Source organism: [Leptolyngbya] sp. PCC 7376 (genome assembly GCF_000316605.1).
In the GTDB taxonomy this organism is placed as follows: Bacteria; Cyanobacteriota; Cyanobacteriia; order Cyanobacteriales; family MRBY01; genus MRBY01.
Genome location: NC_019683.1, coordinates 4,428,680 through 4,453,339 on the forward strand (window position 1 = coordinate 4,428,680; position 24,660 = coordinate 4,453,339).

A 24,660-nucleotide genomic window follows, 5' to 3' on the forward strand; every position below is an offset into this window, starting at 1 on the left:
CATGAACGTTAATGGTTGTGCGAATCGCCATTAAGATGAAAATACGGAATCAATTTTGGGTCTGATGAAGTCTAGAGTCAGATAACCTATATTATTCTGCCATCATCCTGTGCCCTCCGAACTCCCTACCATGACGTTGCCTACCGGACAAACGACCCTTAATGGACGCTATCGCATCTCCCAAGAACTTGCCCAAGGGGGCTTTGGGGCAACTTTTCTTGCGGAGGACTTGCATCTGCCAGAACATCCTGCCTGCGTGGTAAAACAACTCAAACCACAAATGGACGATCCGCAATCTCTCAAAACAGCGCGGCGGCTATTTGAAACTGAGGCACAAATTTTATATGAGTTGGGGAAGTATGATGCCATCCCACAGCTTTTTGCTTATTTCGAGGAGCAACACGAGTTTTATCTCGTTCAGGAATACATTAGAGGGCAAGATTTACGGCAAGAAATTCGGCAGCAGGGCAGACTGTCTCAAGATCAAGTTGTCGATATTCTCAAAGAAATTTTAGAGATCTTGGTGTTTGTGCATGGTAGTAATGTCATTCACCGTGACCTCAACCCCAGTAACCTCATCCGTCGGGCTAGCGATCGCCGTCTCTGTTTAATTGATTTTGGTGCAGTAAAAAGAGTTACCACCCAATTTCAGCAGGCAACGGGTCGCGCCACAGTGGCCATTGGTACCCAAGGCTATATCCCCAGCGAACAGGCTCAAGGTCGTCCACAATTTGGTAGTGATATTTATGCAGCAGGGATGATTGCCATTGAAGCTCTTACAGGACAGTTTCCTCATACCCTCGCAACCGATCCTCACACTGCAGAGTTAATTTGGCGAGATACGATCATCCATCTTGACCCTGAATTTGCTGACATTATCGACAAGATGGTGCGCCATGATTTTCGGGAACGATATTTTTCCGCCCAAGCTGCCCTCGATGCTCTTAATGAAATGGGAAAAGAAGAGGAATCAAATACTGTGGTGCTCCGTCCCCAAGTGCCCGACCCAGCAAATGTGCCAGCCAATAATGTACAAGCTGCTCCAGTGCCAGTGGCGACCTCGTCTTTTTATACTCAGGTTCCTCAGGGAGCTGGCCGAGCTTTCACCATTAATCCAAAAGATCGCACAGCAATGGCTGTGGTGATTGGTTTAGGTCTAGCAGCTGTGGTGAGTTTAGGCGCGACGCTCAATATTGGCATGCAATGGCTGTCTAGTCGTCAGGAACGGATTGAGCAATATGAGCAGGGGCAAGTTTATCAAGAGCTGGGTGAAGCCGAAAACGCTCTCGCTAGCTATCAAGAAGTCCTCAACCAAGATGCGAGTCATCAAGGGGCATTACTCGGTAAGGCGCAGGTTTTACAACAGCTCCAGCGTTATGACGAAGCTTTGGCGACCTATGATGAGTTGCTCCAGCTCAGTCCGAATGATTGGGAAGCTTGGTGGGGGCGGGGCAAGATTTACAGCGATCGCCAACAATATGGCCAAGCAATTACGTCTCTAAATCGAGCCATTCAGGGGAACGGCAATAATTTAGAAATTTGGCAAACAAAAGCGCAAATTCATCTTGCTCAGGATGATCGCGAGAATGCTCTCAGAAGCCTAGAGGCGGTTCTGAAACTAGATAGTCGCCAAGCTTGGGCGTGGTACGAAAAGGGCTGGATTCATCATCAACAAGAGCAATATAAAGAGGCGATCGCCGCCTATGATCGGGCGCTGCGCATCAATAATTCTGACCCAAATATTTGGTATCAAAAAGGAAATAGCTATTTCAAACTAGCCAATTATCAAGAAGCAAAAAATGCTTATGGTCGCGTGGTAAAACTTAAGCCGGATCACGCTCCCGCTTGGTATAGCCAAGGGATTGCTTTCGAAAATCTTGAGAAATTTCGTGATGCCCAGCAGTCTTTTACGAAAGTGGTTGAGTTAGAGCCAGAGAATGATCGCGCTTGGTATCATCTCGCGTGGAATGCCCAACAGGCGAATAATCGAGACACGGCAATTATGGCCTACCGTCGCACTGTCAGCATTAAAGGTAATGACCATAGTAGCTGGGTCAATCTCGGGAACCTCTTCTACGAAGCAAAGAATTATCCTGAGGCGATCGCCGCCTATGAGCGTGCCCTTGCCCTAAAAACCCAAGACGGCAATAGTTGGGAACTCAAAGGCAATTCTCACCTACTTATCGGGGACTATGCCGAGGCGATCGCCGCCTATGATCAAGCTTTGCAATATAAGCCTGGTGATGAAGAGATTCTCGCCAATCGTGAGCAAGCCGAAGCTGAACTCGAACGTCGTCGACTCAAAGAAGAGCTCAAGGAAGAACTTAAAGAAGAGCTGGAAGAAACCGCTGAGGATATTAAATCTGGCCTAGACAGTCTATTACCTTGGCTCTAATCTGAATAACGTGAGTTCGAGATAAGGGAAGAAAAGGAGAAAGTGCATATTGTGGAAGTTGATAACCAGTCCACCACCTTCTCCCATGCTCAGTCTAGAACCTTTGTTTTGTGCTGTTGATGATTTCTGCCAAGTCTTTGAACCTCAATGGCAACAACAATTACTGGCCTCAAAACAAAAGCGACGGCATCGCCCCAGAAGCCTTAGTCTCAGCGAGATAATGACGATATTGATTGCTTTTCATCAATCTCATTATCGTAACTTCAAGTATTTCTATCTCATCAATGTGCGTCATCACTGGCGAAGAGCTTTTCCAAGAGCCGTGAGTGACCAACGTTTTGTGGAGTGGATGCCTTCAACATTAGTACCACTGTGTGTCTATTTGCGTCACTGTTATGGTCAATGCACAGGTATTAGTTTCATTGATGCCACCAGTATCAAGGTTTGTCACAATCGCCGCATCTCTCAACATCGCGTTTTTGAAGGTCATGCTGCTCGAGGTAAAACCTCTGTGGGTTGGTTCTTTGGCTTCAAACTACATCTGGTGATTAATGACCGTGGAGAATTACTCAATGTGAAAGTCACACCCGGCAACACTGATGATAGAAAGCCTGTGGTAGAGCTATTGAAAGAGTTATCGGGAAAAGTCTTTGCTGATAAAGGTTACGTCTCTCAAGCTCTGGCACAGTATTTACAAGAAGAATATGATGTGAGGCTTCTAGCTAAGCCTCGTCGCAATATGAAGAATCACCTGATGCTTTGGCGTGACAAAGTGCTGGCTCGTAAGCGAGCTTTGATTGAGATAGTCATTGACTAACTGAAGAATATTTCTCAGATTGAGCATTCCCGCCATCGCAGTCCTGCCAATTTTTGTGTCAACTTGCTGTGTGGTCTCATTGCCTATTCTCATCAGCCCAAGAAACCTTCTCTAAAACTTGATTAGAACCTTTATTCCTTATCCCGAACTCACGTTATTTAGGTAAGCAAAAAAGATAGTAGCTAACCATTTTCTAAAGTCCAATTATTAATCTCTTCATCTCAAACTAACTTGGTATATATTCATAATAGCTTTCACTAAAAAAATAGCATCGAGAAATAAGGCTTTAAGATGTAAAAAAATCTGACTTTAGTCTTTTCTACTAGTTTATGTTTGAGCACTAGTAACACATCAGAGGCCTTTTATCTTGTTTTCAGTTCTGTATCCAACTCATGCAGATAAGGAGCAGCAAAACCGTCATAATGTTTTTTCTGTTCTACTGATAAATCTTTCCAGCCTGTTACTTGACCTCGACAATTGTCAGCGCCACAAGCACATTGGAGAGGGAAATGTTCAATAATATAATTCCTCATCGCATAATCAAATGTGATTTCTTCACCTACTGTGATATCCCGTCTAGCGACAAAATCATGAGCTCCTGATTCATTAAGTTTGACACCACAATTTGGGCCACAGGAGTGATTTACTTTAGGGATATCACCTGTATGTCGGGCAAATATACCTTTAGCAATCTGCGAGGCATGAGAGTCATTACTACTCAAAATTTCTTTGATCTTACCGACCATGACAATCTCAGCAGTTTTAAAATGACGTAGGCTAAAAACTCCTTCATCCTTATTACCGACTGTTCTCAATTCATATCCGTTATGCATCTTTAGTTTTTCCCGAAAGTCAATGATAACAATATAATTTTTAATGCCGAAACAATGTTTATGACAAAGCGAATTAATTAATATAGGAATATCATGTACTCAGTATTTTCTGTCAGTAAAGCAATAAAATGTTGTTTTGTATAAAGACAAAGTTTTGGGAATTAGAAAATGCCTGATTATCTACCTTTTATATTAGTGTTATCTAAAAGTTCTATTCGTTATTTTTTGCATCAATATTTTCTGAAATAATCACACCAATATAATAAGTGATTAAACTATCAATAAATACGTGTGGATAATCATGGGGACAAGGTAGGTCGATCCATCAAAATCTCAACAGTGATCGCCATTTCTCTTACAGTATTGCTAGAGTATTATTTCACTGAATATTTTGAAATATGAGTTTTAAAGAGATTGAGTGATCGCCTAATCTCTAAACTTGCCGAGAACTAAATAATCGCCGATAAATGAGACTAGATACTGAGCTGGCGTGAATCACTATGGGCAAGATTCTGAGTAGGATGGGTCAACTTTATCTCTATGCTGCGTTGGCGATCGTCTTATTCCTTGCATTAGTACTAATTTGGTTCAAAAGTAATAGTGGCTACAAGGTTAGTGACGGCAAAGTCTATTTTCGAGCTTTTGACAATATGCAATGGCAGTTCAAATCAAAAGAAGTTCGAGGCGCAGACCCCAATACTATTCGGACTATTCCGTGGAGTGGAGATCTGTATGGTTCAGACGGCAAAAGAGTATTTTTTGGCGAAGTACAGCTAACGAGTGCTGATCCTAAAAGTTTTGTGGTGGAGGATTGGCGTCAAGAATTCAGTCGCGATGCCAACCAGATTTATTGGAAGTCAATACCAGTCACCGAAGATGTTGAACATTGGCAAATTTTGTCTCGGGGTTATTCGAAAGATCGTGACAATGTTTACTACCTCAGAAATATTGTCGAAGGCGCAGACCCAGAATCATTTGTTGTCACAGGTGAAGTGACTAGCCATGCTGAGGACAAAAATCACTCTTACAATATGGGTCGCCGGATTGACTGATATTTCAATTGCATTTCGCTGAAAATGATAAGCTGTCTCAATAGTCTTTGGATCGCTATTCATCTGAAGTAATTTATCCTACTTTGATGCTTTCAAAATAGGTTTGCCAGCTCATATGCTCTCGACCTGCCGCTTCTCGATAATGACTGGGATTATTAGACTTGCCTTCTCGAATACCCTGATAAATCCCCGCAATTACAGTCCCTAAAAAATCGCCTAATTCAACGTGAGTTCGGGATAAGAACAACAGGAAAAAAGTCTTTCCTAATCTGGGTTTGAGGCTTCTTGATTCTTTATTGAGCAGCGATTATTTTATGCAATATCGTATTGATTGAGCTCAATCAATACGATATTTTCAATTAGAATGTTTTGTTGCGAAATCAGTACATAACGTGAGTTCTGGATAAGGAAAGAAAAGGAGAAAGCCCATATCGTGGAAGTTGTAACGAATCCACGGCTTTCTCCCATGTCCAGTCTAGAGGCTCTGTTTTGCCATGTTGATGATTTCTGCCAAGTCTTTGAACCCTTATGGCATCAAGCGTTACTCAGCTCTGGCAAAAAATACCGTCGCCGTCAGAGAAGCCTCAGTCTGAGTGAGGTGATGACTATTCTCATTGCTTTCCATCAATCTCACTATCGAAATTTCAAGCATTTCTATCTCATCAAGGTGAAATGCGATTGGCAACAAGAGTTTCCTCTAGCTGTGAGCTATCAACGCTTTGTGACATGGATACTTTCGAGCTTGATTCCTCTCTGTACATATCTGCGACGATGCTTCGGACAATACACTGGTATTAGCTTCATTGATGCCACCAGCATCAAGGTTTGCCATAATCGCCGTATCTCTCAACACCGTGTTTTTGAAGGTTGCGCGGCAAGGGGCAAGACTTCGGTGGGATGGTTCTTCGGCTTCAAACTACACCTGGTCATCAATGAGCGAGGAGAATTACTCAACGTCCAAGTGACGCCCGGAAATACCGATGACCGCCAACCTATAGTGGAGTTATGGCAAGACTTATGGGGTAAAGTCTTTGCCGATAAAGGCTATGTCTCACAATCTTTAGCCCAGCATCTTCAAGAGGAACATGAGGTGACCCTAATGGCTAAACCTCGTCGAAATATGAAGCATCATTTGATGGTTTATCAAAATAAACTTTTTGCTCGTAAGCGAGCTTTGATTGAAACAGTGATTGACCAACTGAAGAATATTTCTCAGATTGAGCATTCTCGCCATCGCAGTCCTGCCAATGTTTGTGTCAACTTGCTGTTGTCTCATTGCCTACTGTCATCAGCCCAAGAAACCTTCTCTAAAACTTGATTAGAACCTTGATTCCTTATCCCGAACTCACGTGTAATAGCATTCCCGATTGTCTGGAAGGTTGTGATTTTGACTTCTGTGATTGTAGTGGTTATGACTGCGGTTAGGCGATCGCCCTAAAAAGAGAGGGGCGCAAGAGTATCAATTAAAATTGCGGTTTTTAGAGATTTGCCGATGTGATATTCACTGTAATCTCGCAATAATCGCTCCAATCGTAACCAAGCCGTTTCTAAAGGAAATACGGTTTTACGTTCTGACCATGATGCAAAATCTGGCAGAGTTGCAGCGGCGAGACATTGCAATAAATCCAATTCGAGTGCTGTTAATCGTTGATCGAGCTTCACACTAGTGGGTCGTTGATCGAGTTTGAGAATACCACCAAGATTATGGCTGAAACCTGTTCGCCACCGAGGGTCTGTGAAGTTTGCCTCCACAACATCTTGGGTTACATTGCAGCGTTGGGTCTGGGGGGCAAGCCCGGCGATCGCCAGCAAATGAAAAATCGCTTGGGTAAGATGTGCCACAATTTCTGTAACCCGATTTTCTGTCGTAACCTCTAACTTCTCCAAACGCTGTAAGTGCTCCAGCAACAGATTATAGAGTTCTGCTTGATACAAATCGCTCGCGCCCAAATAACCAACCAGTTCTGCTAAATATTGTCCGGCGGCCAACTTCGCAAAATCCTTACTTAAGCCAGCATGGGATGTTAGCGTTTCTGCTTGGCTTACTCGATTTAGCGATCGCCCCTTAACTAACAAAAAATCGTTGACCACTAAAAGTTCAGTGCGTCCCCGCAGCTGCGAACGATGCTTTCGCGCACTCGGCACCACGGCTTTTAGCAATCCCAATTCGGGGGACAAAATAGTGACAAGACGATCCGATTCCCCAAAAGGAAAACCTTTAATCACAATGCCAGTCACCTTAAAGGGAGTTGCCATACCTAGTCCGCCATCGCTTCCCGCTCTTCCATAATTTTTACGCCACGGGATGTGCCTAAACGAGTCGCTCCTGCCTGGACGAGGGCGATCGCCTGTGTGGCAGTTTTGATCCCACCAGCCGCTTTAATGCCGATACGACCCTTTGTAATACTGTACAAAAGCTCAACATCCTCAACTGTTGCGCCACCGAACCAACCCGTTGACGTTTTAAGATAATCAGCCCCTGCATCTAAACAGATTTCCGCCGCCAAACATTTTTCATCATCTGTCAGCAAACCAGTCTCTAAAATCACCTTTACTACGGCATTTGTTGTCTCACGGATCTGAGCCACTTCTTTATAAATACCATCAGAGTTACCCATCTTGAGTAATCCGAGACTCATCACGACGTCAAGCTCTGTTGCGCCATTGTCCACAGCCTCTTGGGCTTCATAGAGTTTGGAGGCAGCGGTGTGGGCACCTGATGGAAAGCCAATGACAGTACAAACATTGGTACGACTTTTATGCAATGCTTCCTCTGCGACGCGAACCATATTCGGATAAATACAAACACAAGGAAAACGCCATTGATCCGCCGCTTGGCAATAGTGTTTGACTTGCTCTACAGTTGCTGCGGGATGCAGCATAGAATGCTCAATGTAGCGAGAAAGGTCAATGTCATACTCGGGAATAGCCATAATGGGTCGATAACGGACTACTCTAATTTTGACAGATTACCGAAAAACCTTGCGCTCACTGATTAAAACGTTTTTATCTGCAAAGAAATGTTGTGATCAGCCAGTCATTAAAAAGCCTCCGCAACGGTAGCAGAGGACTTCAGGCTAAAAAATACAATTATTTTTAGCGGTTAAAGCACTAATTCTAGATTAATGATTATCCACGTCGATCTCGCTCTTGACGACGGCGATCGCGCCATTCAACAAAAGTGAGGTAGGAGATACCACCACTCACAAGGAGCAGGAGAACGAGTGCTCCGAGAAAAAGAGAATTTAAAAAATACGTTTCCACAACTTTTTGAAAGGTTTTTTAGAAACCGTTTCTTGCCCAAACAACCATCGCGATCGACCAAGCAAAAAGAGCGAGCATTGCGCCCCAGCCTAGAGAGAGAACATCCATATGTCTAAATTATGCTGAATTTTTATCAAGTTATCCCCAACATAATATCGTGAAAGCCGACCCTAGGTGAATGCTCTATCAGAACTTCTTTCAGATGACTACATTTCATACAAAAGCCCCTCACATCATGTGAGAGGCTTAAAGCTAATTATTTAGTTATTTAGTTCGTTACATTGGCGATCGCCGTTTAGCTTTTGCGGCCAGCCAAAGTCCGTTGCTTAAACACCATTTCAAAGGCTTCAATAATGTCGCCCTCTTTCCAAGTGCTAAATTTATCGACGCCGATACCACATTCGTAGCCGGAGTTCACTTCACGAACGTCTTCCTTCACCCGTTTGAGAGAATCGAGAGGACCTTCATAAACCACAACACTGCCACGATTGACGCGCACCATCCGGTTCCGAACGACTTTACCTGACTGGACATAACAACCAGCCACGGAGCCACGACCCACAGGGAAGACTGCCCGCACTTCGGCTTTGCCGAGATGCTCTTCGACCTCTTCGGGATCGAGGAGACCTTCCATTGCCCCTTGAATTTCTTCGAGGAAACGGTAGATGACGTTGTATTCACGAATGTCAACGCCTTCCTGTTCCGCAGCTTGTCGCGCACCGGGAGCAAGGGTTGTATTAAAGCCAATAATGACGGCTCCACTCGCTGCAGCTAGGTCAACATCAGTTTCACTAATTTCACCAGGAGCAGAAAGCAAGACGCGAATTTGCACTTCGTCTTGAGGGAGCTGTTGTAGTGATCCCAAGATCGCTTCCACAGAACCCTGTACATCGGCCTTGAGAATCAGGTTCAATTCCTTGAGCTCGCCTTCTTCTGCTTGAGCAGAAAGACTACTTAAGCTCACACGACGAGAAGACATTGCTTGCTGAAGTCGAGTCTGACGGTTGCCTTCCGCGCGCTGCTCGGCGATCGCCCGTGCTTCTTTCTCACCAGAATAGACATCAAACTCATCACCGGCAGCAGGAACCTCATTGAGACCGAGAATTTCCACTGCAAATGATGGTGTTGCTGCTTCTACATGATCACCACGGTCGTCAATCATGGCACGGATTTTACCCATGACAGAACCCGCCACGATGACATCACCAACGCGTAACGTACCGTTTTGGATAAGTAACGAAGCTACTGGACCACGGGCACGGTCGAGGTGTGCCTCAATAACAGTACCCTTCGCTAGACGATCTGGGTTTGCCGATAGCTCCTCAATTTCAGAAACGAGCTGCAACATTTCCAGCAATGTATCAAGGTTCTCACCTGTTAAAGCACTAACAGGAACCATAATGGTTTCGCCACCCCACTCTTCAGGAAGAAGACCTTGTTCAGAAAGCTCTTGCTTCACGCGATCAGGCTCAGCTGTGGCTTTATCCATCTTGTTAATCGCAACAACGATGGGAACTTGGGCTGCTTGGGCGTGTTTAATTGCTTCAAGCGTTTGGGGACGTACACCATCATCAGCCGCTACAACGAGAACAGCAATATCTGTGACCCTTGCACCCCGCGCTCGCATTGCGGTAAACGCTTCGTGACCCGGTGTATCTAGGAAGACAATCTGGGAAGGTTTGCCGTTGTGCTCAACATCAACATGATATGCACCAATATGTTGCGTAATACCACCTGCTTCGCCCTGTACAACTTTAGTTTCACGGATAGAGTCAAGGAGAGTCGTTTTACCGTGGTCAACGTGACCCATGATTGTTACGACAGGTGGACGGTTCTGGAGATTATCAAGGTCATCGACATCCAACATCTCAGTGGACTTCGTTGCCTCGGATGTTTCCTCCGGCGCGTTAACAGTTACTTCAAACTCTTCTGCGACCATTTGAGCGGTGTCATAGTCGAGAGTTTGGGTGATATTAATCGCGATCCCCTTCGTAAAGAGACGACGAATAATATCTGTCTCGGAAATATGTAGCGCCTCTGCCATTTCCCTGAGGGTCATGGTCTCTGTGAGCGTGATTTCCTCTGGAGGTGCCTGGACTTCAGGGCGATCACGCTTCTGATTTTTTTGCTGAGATGACGAGTTCGACCCACCACCTTTCTTGGTACTTGGTTTACGAGGCTTAGAAGTTGGTGGCTTACTTGCCGTTGTCTTCTTCGGTCTCGGAGGACGAGCAATGGAAAGACTAACGGGTGTTGCTTCCTTCTCACTACCTAGAGCTGTTTCTAACTCATCATCATCATCATCAATGACAACAGGACGACGCTTGAGTTTGGAATTTTTATTCTTCTGAGCTGCCCGTTGCTCTTCTTCTTCCTCTTCCCACTTCTTGCGCTTACTGCTGCTGGGCTTAGTACCTAGAGACTTCTTCGGTTTAGGCTGAGGACGCTTGGGAGGTGCAAGGAGTGTTTCAGTTGAAGCTGCATCATCGCCTGCTTCCGAATCAGCACTGATTGTTTCTAGTTCGGGCTCCGCTTCTTTGGGCTTTTTGGCATTACGACTGACAGTACCAACAATCTGAGGCTTCGGCCTTAATTGTGGGCCACCTTTACTCGGTTTTGCATTGCCATCAGCTTTTTTCGCAACTTGTTGCTTGCCATCGGGGCGGGAATTAGATGTTGCGGGCTTGGATGCTGTTTTTTTACTGGGGCGCGAAGGGGGAGAAACCAATTTGGGTTTAACCACATTTTGTTTCGCTGGTGTTTTTGCTGGTTCTTGCTCTGCAACTTCTGCTGCATTAGTCTCAGTTGGTGCGGATGTTGGAGCAGATACAATCTTTTGCACTGCTTTCGGAGCTGTGGTCTTACTGCCACGATTTGGCGGAGACTGTAGCCTCGGTCGTTCTAATTTACGCCCAGTTGATTGTGGGGAATCATTACTTGGGCTGGGAGCACTTGCTACGTTGTCAGCGGGCGCACTCTGAGTACTTTTAGGACTGGACTGGACGGCTAAAATCTCTTGTTTCTTCTTTTTCGGACGCTGGGGCTTCGGCTTATTTGCAACTTTAGGTGTAGCGGTTGTTGCATTAGCACGAATTTGTTCAGCTTCGGCTTCTGTAATAGTGCTGCTATGGCTTTTTGCCGCAATTGAAAGATTCTCGCAGATTTCCAAAATATCTTTATTTTCGAGATTTAGCTCCTTTGAGAGTTCGTAAATTCTAACTTTGCCGTTATTCATTCAATAATGTCCTTTCCTGAGTCTATAGGTGTGTTTTTTGTGTAGTTGTTGCTGTAAGGGGGTTGGGTTGGGGGGGGTTAGTAAAGGAATGTTCTATCCTCCTGGGTTGTTGTCGAAATCATGTTTTTTCGTGCTCGATAGTGGATTAATGAATGTTTTTTAGATTAAGAACTTGGGATTAGAAAACGTTTTAGAGAATAACTGAAGACCATGAGGTTCGTGTTAATGAAGTCTTGATGTTAGTTGCTGATAAATTTCAGAGGGTATTTGCTTTCTGAGCGATCGCCCGAGACGATTTTTACGTTGGGCAATGGTCAAGCAGTCAGGGGTCGGACAAAGATAAGCTGAGCGCCCCATACCTTCATCCAATTGTACCGCCTGGGATGGATAGACTCTAACGACTCGCCAAAAATATTCTTTGGGGGCTAGCTTGCGACAGGCAACGCAGCGGCGGTGATTCGTCTTAACCATCTGGCTTTTTCAATAAAGGGCGATCGCCCAAGAAACACATTAAGTGTCATCCTATTCCTCTTCAGTATCTGATTCAATCGCCTCCACTACTTCTGTTTCTTCAATAGACTCGTCTTCTTCAATCTCTTCAACAGGTTCAGCTGCTTCAGATTCAATTGTGTCGGTTTCAAGCTTAGTCTCAGGCTCAAAGTCAGCATCATCTATTTCGTCGATGTCATCTTCGGGAGGTGCCGCCGCTGCTGCCTCAGCCAAAGCTGCCTGCTCGTCTTCATATTTCTGGCTATCTTTAATGTCGATTTTCCAACCCGTGAGACGGGCCGCCAAACGAACATTTTGACCTTCTTTACCGATGGCAAGACTCAATTGATTTTCGGGAACAAGAACGATCGCCTGTCTTTCTTCAGCATCCACTAAAATCACGCCATCAACCCGTGCTGGGCTAAGGGCATTAGAGATATAAGTCGCTGGGTCGGGAGACCAACGGATCACATCGATTTTTTCGCCACGTAGCTCATTAACGACTGCTTGAATACGAGAACCTCTCGCACCAATACATGCGCCGACAGGATCAACATCGCGTTCAACGGTATCAACCGCAATCTTAGTTCGAGGCCCGACATAACGAGTTGGAGGATTTGCTTCCCGTGCTACGGCGACAATTCGAACGATTTCCTCTTCAATTTCAGGTACTTCGTTGGCAAAAAGATAAACAACGAGGTCTGCTGCCGCCCGAGAAACCACTAATTGAGGGCCACGGTGGGAACCCTCTTTCACTTTCTTCAGATAAACCTTAAAGGTTGCATTGGCACGATAGTTATCGTTAGGAAGCTGTTCGCGGCGAGGCAGTTCAGATTCTGTTTCTGGCTGACCAAAGGCGCTGGTGACAGCCATGATAATCGAGTGACGTTCGAAGCGAAGCACTCTTGCCTGTAGGACTTCTCCCTCTAGTTCTTGGAATTCTTCCTGAACGAGTTTACGTTGTTGATCTCGTAATTTTTGGAGAAGAACCTGTTTTGTTTGGATCGCAGCCATCCGACCAAAATCATTTTGTTCTGGCGTGACATCTAGAATTACGGAATCACCCAGTTGAGCTTCGGTTGCAACTTCTTGCACTTCCACAAGGGCGATTTGGTGGTCGGTATTATCGACTTCTTCCACAATTAATTTTGTCGATAGTACGCGGAAGCCTTCGTCTTCTAGGTCTAGCTCCACTTCAAAGTTATCGAAGTAATCTTCGGCGAAAGGAACAACTTGGTCGAGGTTTTGGGAACGACGGTAACGTTCGTAGCCTTTTAATAAGGCTTCGCAGAGAGCATCTTGAACGGCGGATTGGGGAAGGTTATGGCGATCGCTAATTTCAGCAACGAGCGTACCTAAACCAGTGAGACTAACAAGGGACATAGAAATTTAATTTAAATAAAACAGGAAACTAACAATAAAAAATAGAGGGCTTGATTGCTGGGCAATACTCAAGCTGATGTCTGGCTTATGATGATTTGGTTTGATCGTCTAACTGCACCTTGGCAACGAGTTCTCTTGGGATGGCGATCGCCTTACCTTTTTGAGTTAAACGAATCATGTCGTCATCTCGCTGTTGCAAATTCCCTCGCCATTCTTTCTTCTCCTTATAAGGCGCGTAGGTCTTAACGATTACCGGAAAACCGCGAAATGCAATAAATTCACGGTCAAGGCTAAGGGTCCGTGTGGTTCCTGGACTAGACACTTCCAAAACATAAGCGCCCGGAATCAAATTTTGTGATTCAAGGTGGGGATCAAAAGTACGGCTAAACTGTTCGCAATCTTCTAAACCCGTATCTCGCTCCAAATTACGGATATCAATTCGGAGTACAGGGGGCTTTTTATTCGTCTGGAAAATGACATCGACAAGTTCCAAACCTAAGCTCTCAGCGATCGGTTTAGCACAGGCGATAATGTCAGGAATCAGCGGATGAGCCATAAAACAATTAGACAACAAAAAAAGCGGGCTAAACCCACTTCAATGAACTTTAATCGAGGTGTGATTCGTAAAGCTTGCCGCTTTACTCTAAATTCCATATTATCATCGTCTCGGTAAAATGACCTCATCGCAGGGGCACAGCTCCTATCCTGCTGATTTTTTATGTGCTTCTCTCTATATTTTTTCGCCATTATTTTGTAGATAACAGTTAAAAATCAACCGCTTCACTGTAGAATAGTAGACTGTAAATTTTTGAAACCAATTGTCTATTTGGGTTCGGAGGCTTCATTGGCAGAAAGATTTCTCTTAAAAGTTCTTTGGTTAGATAAAGATGTGGCGATCGCCGTTGATCAGGTCGTTGGAAAAGGCACAAGTCCTTTGACTGCATATTTTTTCTGGCCCCGTAACGATGCTTGGCAACAGCTTAAAGACGAGATGGAAGCAAAGCATTGGATTTCTGAATCAGAGCGCATTGACGTCCTGAACCAAGCAACAGAAGTTATTAACTACTGGCAAGAAAACGGTAAAAAGACAAGTATGGCGGAAGCTCAGGCAAAATTCCCTGAAGTCGCATTTAGTGGCAGCAACTAGATTGACTCAAACTATTTATTTTATTTTGTCTTGTAAAGCATAAAAACTATTAGATTAGCGATTATCACTTTGTTTGACGTAAATATAATTGGTATTGAAATCGATTAAATTTTATTTGTAGTTGGGCGTTAGCTCGCCTACTCTGTTAACTAAAAACTTACTTGTGATTAAACGAAAAAAAGGTAGCCTCATCGGCTGCCTTTTTGGTTTATTGATATTCTTTGAACTTCTTTTGAAGTGTTAAAGATTCACTGATTTTCAGAATTAAGCCATACCACCTGCGGCCATGAAAAGTGCCCGAGCACGCTTAAATTCCTGGCGAGCATCAAAATAATCTTTCCCCGCTTCGCTGCTCATCCCTTCAAACTTGGATTGAGCTGCGTTAAAAGCTTGGCGAGCCTCTTCCAAATTAATATCAGAAGCCTTAGTTGCTGCGTTAACGAGAACTTTCACTTCATTCTCTTCAACTTCTGCAAAGCCATCGGTAATGGCAATGTTTTCCCAGCCGTTGATGCGTACTCGCAAAACACCTGTTTCTAGGGCTGTTAATAGGGGAGCATGTCCAGATAAAATACCGACTAGACCAGAACTGCTGGGCAGAATGACCTCTTCTACACTGTCATCCAAAACCGTTTGGTCTGGCGTGATCACTCGTACTTTTAAAGCCATTAGTTTAAAAATTTAATTCAAATAATAGGACGACTTTTGTGTAAAAGGTCAGCACTCCGTTTTACACAAAAGTACTGACCTTAAACTTAGCAATCTAGCGATTAGCCTTGCTCTTGGAGCTTCTTACCTTTGGCGATCGCCTCATTGATATCACCAACGAGGTAGAACGCTTGCTCAGGAAGATCATCGAGCTCACCAGCAAGAATGCGCTTAAAGCCATCAATAGTGTCTTCGAGAGTTACATACTTACCAGGAGAACCAGTAAATACTTCAGCAACGAAGAAAGGCTGAGACAAGAAACGCTCAATCTTACGAGCACGAGCTACAGTGAGGCGGTCTTCCTCAGACAATTCATCAAGACCAAGAATCGCGATGATGTCTTGGAGCTCTTTGTAGCGCTGAAGCGTAGACTGTACAGCACGTGCAGTGTCGTAGTGGTCACCACCAACGATGTTGGGCTGGAGCATTGTACTGGTAGAACCGAGAGGATCTACTGCAGGATAAATACCCTTAGAAGCCAACGCACGAGAAAGTACGGTTGTACCGTCGAGGTGTGCAAATGTTGTCGCAGGAGCAGGGTCAGTCAAGTCATCCGCAGGTACATATACCGCTTGGATAGAAGTGATAGAACCTTCCTTTGTGGAGGTAATACGCTCTTGGAGGTCACCTACGTCAGTACCGAGAGTAGGCTGGTAACCTACCGCAGAAGGCATACGACCGAGAAGTGCAGATACCTCAGAACCCGCTTGTACGAAACGGAAGATGTTGTCAACGAAGAGTAGTACGTCTTGCTTGTTTACGTCACGGAAGTATTCCGCCATTGTCAAACCAGAAAGACCAACACGCATCCGTGCTCCGGGGGGCTCGTTCATTTGACCGTACACGAGGGCAATCTTGGATTCGTTGAGGTTTTCCTCGTTGATCACGCCAGATTCCATCATCTCGTTGTAGAGGTCATTACCTTCACGGGTACGCTCACCTACACCAGCAAATACGGATACACCACCGTGCTGGGTTGCGATGTTGTTGATAAGTTCCATCATGATGACAGTCTTACCTACACCTGCACCACCGAAGAGACCAATCTTTCCACCACGACGGTAGGGAGTGAGGAGGTCTACGACTTTAATACCAGTTTCGAAAACAGAAGGAGCTGTCTCAAGTTCAGTAAGCTTAGGAGCGGGACGGTGAATGGGAGAAGTTTCTTCTGTGCCAACGTCACCTTGTTCGTCTACGGGCTCACCAAGAACGTTAAAGATACGGCCTAGGGTCTTCTTACCAACGGGAACGCTGATGGGAGCGCCTGTGTCGAGTACTTCCATGCCACGAACCAAACCGTCGGTACCGCTCATTGCGACTGCACGGACTTGGTTGTCACCGAGAAGTTGTTGTACTTCACAAGTGATGTTGATGTCTTGACCTGCGGGGTTTTTGCCTTGAACCTTAAGAGCGTTATAGATTCGAGGAAGTTTGCCACTGGGGAATTCTGCGTCAATTACAGGGCCAATGACCTGGGTGATTTTACCCAACGTTTGTTCTTGAGTTGCTACCATTCTTTTTAATTTATTGGTTATTTACTAAGCCGAAACGGTGTCTCGGTGACCGAAGTCTTAACCTAATGTAAAATTTTGCCATATTCAGAGTACCATTTCTTGGACTTCTGTAAAGCAGTTTGAAGCAGGTGCTTTTAGCGCTATGCAGGAAGGGTTTAAACGTCGCTTAGGGGTGATTGTTTTGGAACGCCGATTGCTCTGGGAAGGTACTGATCGGTCGGTTCAATTTTCCGGATGTAAAGGCAAGTCCGTTGGCTCTGGGTCAAGGGAGTAATGAATTGCTCGGTTCGTTCAAGGAAGCCACCACATTGGGCGATCGCCGGGATTAGTTTTTCTGTTTCACTTTCTGACCATTGCCCTCGATAAAGAATAGCTAGTCCGTCTATTTTTAAGAGAGGCAGGGTGTATTCAACACAGATGGCAGCTTTGGCGACAGCTCTAATCGTGACGAGATCAAATTGAGCGCGATACGCTGGGTTCTGGCCAACGGCTTCGGCACGGTCGGCGATTCCGACTGTATTTAGAGCGAGGGTCTCGCTGAGTTCGTTGAGGAAGGCAATTTTTTTGCGCGTGGAATCTAATAATGTGATCTGCCACTCTGGGTAGGCGATCGCCAAAGGGAGTCCGGGAAAACCACCGCCAGTGCCTATATCAATTAGTTTTCCAGTATTGGGTAAGTCAGAAAAGATGGGGTTTAAGGCAACAAAAGAGTCCCATAGATGCTTTTCCCAAAAATCTTCTAATGTCGTGATGCGAGTGAGATTAAGCTTCTGATTGCCTGCGCAAATCCCGTCATATAAATCTGTGAGTTTATTGAGCTGGTTGGCTTCGGGTTGCCACGCTAAGGTGCTTCTATGCAACTCAAATAGTGACTTGAACTGGGTGCAAACATCGCTCATCTGATTCTATTTTCGAACTCTCTATCGCTAAATTTTGGTAGCAGTTATGCCTCATTTCCAGTAAACCATAGGGATGAAGCTGGGGCGATCGCCTAACCCTCAGAAAGAAAATCACTCCCCAAGAGCTCCTAATGAATAGGGATGAGTCTCGGGAAGTGAGGATTATGTTTGGTGTGAGATGTAGAGAATTGAAATTAGTTGAGATGCCTTAGCGGTTACCAAAGAAGCCACCACGTTGTTTCTGCTTTCCAGCAATAAAATCAACCATCTCTTGGCGTTGGGAAACCGTCAAAATATCACGGATATCCATCATCTGTGCAAATTTAAGATCTGCCATTTCGTTGCGGAGAGAACTGTTCGCATTGTATTGGGATTCCAATTGGCTACGGCTTGCATTGCTTTGGGCGAGGCTTTTCATTTCTTCTTGGGCCGCACGAATCTCAGACATGAGATTCGTCATTTGAGGGCGATATTGCTCACGAATTGCCTGGATCTGCTGTTTTTGGGTACTGGAAAGATCTAATTTACTGAGCAACTCTCCCTGATTTTTTTTGAAGTTATCTTCGAAACGATTAGCAAGGATGTACTCGCTCGATTCTAAAGAGCTCAAAGATGTATCAGAAGCTTGGGCGATCACCGGACTGACCGTTGCGAAAGAGAGAGCCATAGCACCAGCAAGAAGTAAGGACTGTTTCAACATGAGTATTCTCCGGAAGTGAAGGGTAATTAGGTACAAAAATTGAGTAGGAAGCAGTAGATACAGACAGATCTATCCTGTGCAATGGCGATCCGTTACCAAAGTCGTTGCGTCAATTCGTCAAAAATTCAGGGAGAGTACATTAGCTCTGAGTAGCCGAAATAACTGTCTGAAGACTCCGACTCCATGAGCGGTTCACTCCAAGTGCTCTCTAGATAAGCTTCTAAATTTTCTTCTGGGTTTATATCCGGTTGGATTGCCGTAATCACGGGTGGTACGAGATCATAATCAGCGATACCCGGCGACAGTAAATATGATTGGTAGCGACCCCAAGTGATAGTCATACCAGCAGCGATCGCCGTCGGAATCAACCAAACCACCTTTGATTTTTTCCGTGATCGCGGCTGTGAAATTGGAGCTTGGTCAGCAATCAGCGCCATTAGAGACTCCTCAGCATCGGCGGGAGCCGGAGGAGGTAAAGGCTCATGCTGTTTCAGAAAATTAATTAAAGACTCGTCATGGTTGGATTTCATAATTGAACTCCTTGTGATTCGAGAAACTGACGTAGCGATCGCCGGGCATGATGAAGGCGTGACTTTACCGTACCCACTGGCACCGTCAAAATTTCAGCCACATCTTTTTGAGGCAAATCTTTGAGATCATGAAGCACCAAAACAGCTCGTTGATCCAAACTGAGAGTCTGTAAACCCTGCTGGACAACATCTTTGTAATGGAGAGAAGTTAATCCCCCTGACTGAGGAGCAGTCAATTGGGCTGAAGATTCTGAGAGTCCATCCAGAGAAGTGGTTTGTCGCTTCGCAAAACGTCGCCGTTGATCCGTCGCCACATTCCAACAAATCCGATAAAGCCAAGTTGCAAAATATTCGGGATTTCTCAACTTGGGTAAACCTTGCCAGACCTTCAGAAATACCTCCTGTACTAGATCGTCTAAAACTGTTTTGCCACAAAGCTGATAAAGCGTAGATCGCACCTTCTGCTGGTAACGCCGATACAACATCTGAAAACTTTGGCGATCGCCATTACGGCAATATTCCACCAAGATCTCATCTGAAACCGACGCTAACTGTGCCGCAGATAAACTGGACATTATGTACTCCGAACGCTCAACCATTGCACGCCTCTTTAGACAAAGCCCAGATCAAAAAGGTTCAAAAGCGCCAAAAACATCCCTTTAAAAGTTTTTTCTGGAAATATCTTGCCAAAATGGAAAAGTATGGTTATGATGGTTAACCGTTGGAGTTAAGCGTCAACTTCAACGACCCACTATCCTCAGTAGCTCAGTGGTAGAGCGGTCGACTGTTAATCGATTGGTCGCAAGTTCGAATCTTGCCTGGGGAGTATAGAAAAAAGAATAAGTACAAGCACATATAGCTTGGAGTTATGAGGTTGGATGGTTAATCCTGTTGTTATGGTGAGCACAACATGATGCTCTACTACTGGCCCTTTACACATTGACTTAAGATGTTAAGCCAGAATTATTCTCTAATGCGGGTATTGAAGATATGTGGCCGTCTTGTATTAACCAACTTAATCCCTTTCCCTATGAACTGAAGAGAGAAACTCCAAAGTTTTTAAAAATGGCTTTCCATGCCACTGAGATTGTGGATGACGCTGCAATATTTATTCCTGTCCGCCCTATCAAACTATTAGGTAAATGTAGTACCGCAAGATATCTTGATTGTCCTAATATCCCTGACGGTCATGTTGATCTGGCCTATGACTATCAAGAAGGTAGAGGAAATCCTGATAACTATCACATAGGGCAATATTACTGGTTCGATTTCGATATTCTAGATTCCAACATGAATACATTGCTTGAACTACGTATGGTATTCAATGAGGGTGACGGCGATTGTAATGATGGTTTGTGGGGAGCAGTATGGGAACGAAATACAGAGTCTAAAATTGCAGATATTTTAAGCAAAAGTGACACTGCAATCATCACGGCACAGCCTACGCTCTTAACTGTCGAAGATCAGCTCCAAGACATCATTATTCCCTCAAATTCTGATTTTGGTGAAGACAATGATCCACTTGTATGCCCTGATATCGAATTCTCAAATAATTTAAAAATCGAAGAGATTATTGGAATGGCTATAAGGTGGTGTTGTGTATTTGCCTATGATTGGAATTACAGCGAAAAAGGCTATGACTCCTAAGAACATTCCTATCTCGCTGGAGTACTTGACTGTTAATCGATTGGCCGCAAGTTTGAATCTTGCCTAGGGAATTTTAGTTTTAAATAGAGTCTGATTGAAAAAAAACCTAAAGAGTTTTAAATCGTTTCAGAATTTTAAACGGTTCGTTCTTTGGTGCTTGATGCAAGTTACAAGGGAATTGATGTAACTGACATTTTTTGTGCGACGCATTTTTTCCTCTGGCCGAAAGCTATGGCAACGTTCTCCTCTCCCAGTAAAAGTTTTGGGAGTGATGGGGGCGATCGCCTTATCTATTCGCATCACTCCCTATCTAATCCCCATTCGTGCCGAAGATATTGCCCAGAAGGATCAAGCATTTACCTTCTATGATCGCCATGGATTAAGGCTTGGAACGGTGCTCAGCGAAACCCAAGAAGAAACGTCCGTTGTCAGCCTCGACGAAATATCGCCTCACTTTAAACAGGCCATTCTCTCAGCGGAAGATAAAAATTTTTACGAGCATGGTGCGCTGGATTTAAAGGCGATCGCCCGTGCGATTGGACAGGCAGCCAAATATCGCAAAATTGTCAGTGGTGCCTCAACTGTAACCATGCAGTTATCGCGCATGCTGCACCCGAATCCCTGGACGATTCCCGCGAAGATGCAGGAAATTTGGTTGTCTTGGCGGCTGATGGCGGGGATGACCCACGATGAAATTTTGGCAGCCTACATTAATCGGCTACCTATGGGCGGCAATATTTATGGTGTGGAGGCGGCGGCACGAATTTATTTTGGGGTAGCAGCGGAAGATTTAAGTATTGCTCAGGCAGCTGTTCTCGCATCGTTACCGAATAACCCGATTTATCTCAATCCCTATGATTACTGGGAGAACCTCAAAGTTCGTCAGAAATATGTGCTGAATCGAATGGTCATGGATGGCTACATTTCCCAAGATCAAGCTGACCAAGCCTTGGCCGAAAATCTGACGCTTCAGCCTCGTCATCAAGGCATAGAAACAGCGCCTCACTTTTTATTTTGGTTAACGCAGCAACTCGATGCAACAGATCATCCCAGCGTTAAAACCAGCCTTGATAAGGAGTTGCAGGAGTTTGTAACGGGACAGGTACAACAAACGGTTTTAAATCTCGGGAAGCTCGATGCCACCCAAGCGGCGGCGATCGCCCTTGATAACAAAACAGGCGAAATCTTGGCCTATGTCGGTTCGCGAGATTATTTAGATCAGGATAATGCCGGGCAAAATGATGGGGTTCAGGCATTGCGACAACCGGGTTCTACGCTCAAACCTTTCTTATATCAGTTGGCAATAGAACAACGAACGATTCAGGCAAATACTGTGTTGGCAGATATCCCGACTTATTATGCGATTCCTGGCGAAAAGCTCTATGAGCCGACTGACTATAGCGAAACATTTTTGGGGCCTGTGCGGGTGCGGTTGGCTTTAGCGAATTCTCTCAATATTCCCGCAGTAAGAGTTTTAGAAGATGTCGGTGTGGGCAATTTTTTGACGCGGCTAAGAGACTTGGGTTTTGAGCATCTCGATCAGCAGGCAGAGCATTATGGCCTGGGTTTAACGCTTGGTAGTGGCGAGGTGAATTTGATGGAGTTGGCTAATGCTTATCGGGCGATCGCCAACCAAGGAAATTTTGGAGAGATTACGGGTGAGTTGGAGGAGGAAAGATCCCCCCTAACCCCCCTTATCAAAGGGGGGGATCAAAAGTCGAGCTGGCAACTGATTACCGATATGCTCAGCGATAAACAGGCACGGGCGATCACCTTCGGAGTAGATTCAGCTTTGAATTTGCCATTCCCAGCAGCGGTCAAAACAGGCACGTCATCGAACTATCGCGACACTTGGACTGTAGGTTTTAGCGAAAACTATACGGTGGCGGTGTGGGTCGGCAATTTTGATGGCTCACCGATGAATGGCGTTTCGGGAGTGATGGGGGCAGCTCCTTTGTGGCGGGAAATTATGTTGCAGCTCCACAAAGACAATGAACCTGGCGCTTTTCCAAAACCTAATGGCATGGTCGAAAAGTCTATCTGTGCGTTATCCGGCAAAAAATCTACTGGCCTCTGTCCGGCGATCGCCCAAGAATATTTCTATCCCGAAGATCTCGCGCAATACGAAACCGATACCGACGATTTTTATCAAGAGATTAACGGCGAAATTCAACTCACTTTACCCGCCGAATACAACGATTGGCTCGCTACCCAAACCCGTATCGATGTGCCCCAAAGCGGATTGCAAATTCTTTTTCCCAACGATGGCGATCGCCTATTGAGTTTTCCCGGAGATCCTAACAAGCTGCAAATTCAATACCAAACCATCAATGATCAACCAGTGCAATGGTTTCTAAACGAAAAGCCTTGGCAACCTAGTGATTCAACAAATCCAAAATTAAATCTCCAACCGGGCAATTGGACATTGCAAATCAAGCAGGGAGATGCAGATCATCAAGTCAGTTTTACGGTGGAACAAGGTCAATTAAATGACTCAAAACGAGGTTTTTCTGTTGAGTAATTCAATCTTATTGTTTGATTTTTTCCTATGCAAAAATCCAAGATAGGTAAAGTACTGCTATTTTTTCCATTGGCTTTAATGGCTATCGGAGTACTGGGTTGGATTGCTATGCATAGCGTAACCTGTGCCTTATTTGGTTCTCCCCATACTTCCGTTTCAGAGTGCACTTGGCGACACCTGCAAGGAGAACCTGGAGCTACTCAAGATGTCAATGACGCAGCTGATATTCTCGAACAGGGCAGCTATCTTGCACTTGAAGAAATTGCAGATGAGATTTTTCTCGACTATGCCACGACAGTGTCTACTCTACCTGAGTCAATGTACGGTGGATGGCAGGTTCCCATCGAGCGTCTGCCTGAACGATTCCATGATCTTGGTGGGAGTTGGTTTCAGTCTCCCGATTTGCTCCTAAATGACAGCGAATCTCTTGAAGACAGACAATTACGTCTCTGGTGGGGAAATGGTCGCCATGGGGTGCTTGTGTTTGCAACCCCTCCAGTTCATCCGCCGGAAGGATTTTATGTTCGTGAAGTCAGTCCCAGAACATACGTTATTGCTAACGAAAGCTGAGCATCCTGAGGAGCCATGAAGAAGCAGAAAAACAAAACGAAATTTAATCTCGGCAATAAATGGTTGCGGTTGATAGCTCTCCTTTTATTCGGTGGAGCAATTTCATATTTTGCTCTGGTCAAGGCAAATTTGTTGATGCCACTTTCGGAGATTCCAGAAGTATTTTGTTTACTTTCCTGTGAGCCAGAAGAAGCCTTTCATCCAGCCATAGAAGGCGACGATTTTCTCAACTATGAACAGGCTTTGGAGCAAGTCATTAACGAAAATTTCGCTCAAGGGGAGATTTCGATATTGGTCGAGAAAGCAAAACTTAGATTGACGGTTTTTCAAGATCGTCAGCCGATGAAATCCTATCCAATAGTTCTCGGTAGTGCTCCAGAAGGCGATAAATTTCATGAGGGCGATCGCAAAACACCGGAAGGAATTTATTACGTTCGAGATCTTTATCCCCACTCCGCTTGGTTCAAATTCATTTGGCTCGATTACCCTCGACCCGAATCATGGCGCGAACATTTTCAGGCAAAGCTTTCAGGCGAAACAAATTGACTACTACCCATTAGGGCATTATTGCCAGGGATAAAAGCAAAAACTCTTTTAACTAATAGAGCCTATGATGCAGATGAGAGAGTGCGACAGCGATTGGCACAGGAGCATTGCGAAGTGGTCCTTCCTTCCACGAAAAAGCGGAAACCGCCTTACCTTTATGACCAAGAGGTTTACAAAAGCTCGCCATTTATCGCGATGGCCGGATAGATTAGAATTATAGTCAGGAATAGGACTCAGGGTGCAGTAACAGCTGCCCCTTAAGCCTTGTGTCCATTGCTATAATCGACAAGAAAACTTCTTTGTCAAACTTGAAGTAATATCGTGGGGGAGCCACTCATTATGACAGGACAGCAAGAAATTTCTTAGGGGGAATTTATCTCGCTGCTTCTATCATCTGGATTAATTGATGA

The 24,660-nt window shown here is 44.9% G+C and carries 23 protein-coding genes, 1 tRNA gene and 3 pseudogenes; 11 read left to right on the forward strand and 16 right to left on the reverse strand.

Annotated features, from left to right (window positions below; translation table 11 throughout):
* The first annotated feature begins 130 nt into the window (after positions 1-130).
* Positions 131-2,395: a serine/threonine-protein kinase gene (locus LEPTO7376_RS19990; RefSeq protein ID WP_015135866.1), complete on the forward strand. Its 2,265-nt coding sequence runs from the start codon at positions 131-133 to the stop codon at positions 2,393-2,395.
* A gap of 85 nt (positions 2,396-2,480) precedes the next feature.
* Positions 2,481-3,338, forward strand: a pseudogene (locus LEPTO7376_RS19995) (IS982 family transposase).
* A gap of 236 nt (positions 3,339-3,574) precedes the next feature.
* On the opposite strand, the gene LEPTO7376_RS20000 reads toward LEPTO7376_RS19995, so the two are convergent.
* Positions 3,575-4,045, reverse strand: coding sequence for an SET domain-containing protein-lysine N-methyltransferase (locus LEPTO7376_RS20000; protein ID WP_015135867.1), 471 nt, complete (start codon positions 4,043-4,045; stop codon positions 3,575-3,577).
* A gap of 521 nt (positions 4,046-4,566) precedes the next feature.
* Here LEPTO7376_RS20000 and LEPTO7376_RS20005 point away from each other — a divergent pair.
* Entirely contained in the window at positions 4,567-5,097 is a 531-nt protein-coding gene (locus tag LEPTO7376_RS20005; RefSeq protein WP_041764210.1) for a DKNYY domain-containing protein, read from the forward strand.
* 73 nt (positions 5,098-5,170) lie between these two features.
* Here LEPTO7376_RS20005 and LEPTO7376_RS26650 read toward each other — a convergent pair whose 3' ends face one another.
* Positions 5,171-5,344, reverse strand: a complete 174-nt coding sequence (locus tag LEPTO7376_RS26650; protein ID WP_216700262.1) for a hypothetical protein — start codon at positions 5,342-5,344, stop codon at positions 5,171-5,173.
* A 219-nt stretch (positions 5,345-5,563) separates the two neighbouring features.
* On the opposite strand from LEPTO7376_RS26650, the pseudogene LEPTO7376_RS20010 reads away from it, so the two are divergent.
* Positions 5,564-6,419: pseudogene (locus tag LEPTO7376_RS20010) on the forward strand (IS982 family transposase).
* A 112-nt stretch (positions 6,420-6,531) separates the two neighbouring features.
* On the opposite strand, the gene recO reads toward LEPTO7376_RS20010, so the two are convergent.
* The 8 genes from recO to rimP all read right to left on the reverse strand — a co-directional run bounded on the left by recO (position 6,532) and on the right by rimP (position 14,024).
* Positions 6,532-7,353 carry a DNA repair protein RecO gene (gene recO / locus LEPTO7376_RS20015; RefSeq protein ID WP_015135870.1) on the reverse strand — a complete coding sequence of 274 codons (822 nt, stop codon included), beginning with the start codon at positions 7,351-7,353 and terminating at the stop codon, positions 6,532-6,534.
* A 2-nt stretch (positions 7,354-7,355) separates the two neighbouring features.
* Entirely contained in the window at positions 7,356-8,030 is a 675-nt protein-coding gene (gene deoC, locus LEPTO7376_RS20020) for a deoxyribose-phosphate aldolase (RefSeq protein WP_015135871.1), read from the reverse strand.
* Between the two features lie 196 nt (positions 8,031-8,226).
* Positions 8,227-8,361, reverse strand: a complete 135-nt coding sequence (locus tag LEPTO7376_RS28500; RefSeq protein WP_264308921.1) for a hypothetical protein — start codon at positions 8,359-8,361, stop codon at positions 8,227-8,229.
* An 18-nt stretch (positions 8,362-8,379) separates the two neighbouring features.
* A complete protein-coding gene (gene petN / locus LEPTO7376_RS25255; RefSeq protein WP_015135872.1) occupies positions 8,380-8,469 on the reverse strand; it encodes a cytochrome b6-f complex subunit PetN in 90 nt (29 codons plus the stop codon).
* 187 nt (positions 8,470-8,656) lie between these two features.
* Complete coding sequence (gene infB, locus LEPTO7376_RS20025) at positions 8,657-11,596, reverse strand: translation initiation factor IF-2 (protein ID WP_015135873.1); 2,940 nt, start codon at positions 11,594-11,596, stop codon at positions 8,657-8,659.
* Positions 11,597-11,818: 222 nt separating this feature from the next.
* Positions 11,819-12,067, reverse strand: coding sequence for a YlxR family protein (locus tag LEPTO7376_RS25260; RefSeq protein ID WP_015135874.1), 249 nt, complete (start codon positions 12,065-12,067; stop codon positions 11,819-11,821).
* A gap of 51 nt (positions 12,068-12,118) precedes the next feature.
* Entirely contained in the window at positions 12,119-13,468 is a 1,350-nt protein-coding gene (nusA, locus tag LEPTO7376_RS20030) for a transcription termination factor NusA (protein ID WP_015135875.1), read from the reverse strand.
* A gap of 85 nt (positions 13,469-13,553) precedes the next feature.
* Complete coding sequence (rimP, locus tag LEPTO7376_RS20035) at positions 13,554-14,024, reverse strand: ribosome maturation factor RimP (RefSeq protein WP_015135876.1); 471 nt, start codon at positions 14,022-14,024, stop codon at positions 13,554-13,556.
* A 288-nt stretch (positions 14,025-14,312) separates the two neighbouring features.
* On the opposite strand from rimP, the gene LEPTO7376_RS20040 reads away from it, so the two are divergent.
* Complete coding sequence (locus LEPTO7376_RS20040; RefSeq protein ID WP_015135877.1) at positions 14,313-14,615, forward strand: 30S ribosomal protein PSRP-3; 303 nt, start codon at positions 14,313-14,315, stop codon at positions 14,613-14,615.
* Between the two features lie 264 nt (positions 14,616-14,879).
* Here the strand turns inward: LEPTO7376_RS20040 and atpC are convergent, their stop codons facing one another.
* From atpC to LEPTO7376_RS20070, 6 genes are all read right to left on the reverse strand, one after another.
* On the reverse strand, positions 14,880-15,284 hold the full coding sequence (atpC, locus tag LEPTO7376_RS20045; RefSeq protein ID WP_015135878.1) for an ATP synthase F1 subunit epsilon: 405 nt from the start codon (positions 15,282-15,284) through the stop codon (positions 14,880-14,882).
* A gap of 101 nt (positions 15,285-15,385) precedes the next feature.
* Positions 15,386-16,837, reverse strand: coding sequence for a F0F1 ATP synthase subunit beta (gene atpD, locus LEPTO7376_RS20050; RefSeq protein ID WP_015135879.1), 1,452 nt, complete (start codon positions 16,835-16,837; stop codon positions 15,386-15,388).
* A gap of 155 nt (positions 16,838-16,992) precedes the next feature.
* Positions 16,993-17,736, reverse strand: coding sequence for a 16S rRNA (guanine(527)-N(7))-methyltransferase RsmG (gene rsmG / locus LEPTO7376_RS20055; RefSeq protein WP_015135880.1), 744 nt, complete (start codon positions 17,734-17,736; stop codon positions 16,993-16,995).
* A gap of 208 nt (positions 17,737-17,944) precedes the next feature.
* The gene (locus tag LEPTO7376_RS20060; protein WP_015135881.1) at positions 17,945-18,436 is read right to left on the reverse strand and encodes a Spy/CpxP family protein refolding chaperone; all 492 of its coding nucleotides are present in this window, start codon (positions 18,434-18,436) and stop codon (positions 17,945-17,947) included.
* A gap of 125 nt (positions 18,437-18,561) precedes the next feature.
* Entirely contained in the window at positions 18,562-18,966 is a 405-nt protein-coding gene (locus LEPTO7376_RS20065) for a hypothetical protein (protein WP_015135882.1), read from the reverse strand.
* The gene (locus tag LEPTO7376_RS20070) at positions 18,963-19,541 is read right to left on the reverse strand and encodes a sigma-70 family RNA polymerase sigma factor (RefSeq protein WP_041764215.1); all 579 of its coding nucleotides are present in this window, start codon (positions 19,539-19,541) and stop codon (positions 18,963-18,965) included. The genes LEPTO7376_RS20065 and LEPTO7376_RS20070 overlap by 4 nt, the downstream gene beginning before the upstream one ends.
* 179 nt (positions 19,542-19,720) lie before the next feature.
* Here LEPTO7376_RS20070 and LEPTO7376_RS20075 point away from each other — a divergent pair.
* The 6 genes and pseudogenes from LEPTO7376_RS20075 to LEPTO7376_RS29280 form a co-directional block, all read left to right on the forward strand.
* Positions 19,721-19,792, forward strand: a tRNA-Asn gene (locus LEPTO7376_RS20075).
* A gap of 164 nt (positions 19,793-19,956) precedes the next feature.
* On the forward strand, positions 19,957-20,613 hold the full coding sequence (locus LEPTO7376_RS20080; protein ID WP_051188833.1) for a hypothetical protein: 657 nt from the start codon (positions 19,957-19,959) through the stop codon (positions 20,611-20,613).
* Between the two features lie 199 nt (positions 20,614-20,812).
* Positions 20,813-23,134: a penicillin-binding protein 1C gene (gene pbpC / locus LEPTO7376_RS20085; protein ID WP_041764217.1), complete on the forward strand. Its 2,322-nt coding sequence runs from the start codon at positions 20,813-20,815 to the stop codon at positions 23,132-23,134.
* A gap of 27 nt (positions 23,135-23,161) precedes the next feature.
* Positions 23,162-23,704, forward strand: a complete 543-nt coding sequence (locus tag LEPTO7376_RS20090; protein WP_015135885.1) for a hypothetical protein — start codon at positions 23,162-23,164, stop codon at positions 23,702-23,704.
* Positions 23,705-23,719: 15 nt separating this feature from the next.
* On the forward strand, positions 23,720-24,250 hold the full coding sequence (locus LEPTO7376_RS20095; protein ID WP_015135886.1) for a murein L,D-transpeptidase family protein: 531 nt from the start codon (positions 23,720-23,722) through the stop codon (positions 24,248-24,250).
* 15 nt (positions 24,251-24,265) lie between these two features.
* A pseudogene (locus LEPTO7376_RS29280) lies at positions 24,266-24,657 on the forward strand (hypothetical protein); the annotation flags it as partial.
* Positions 24,658-24,660 lie beyond the last annotated feature (3 nt).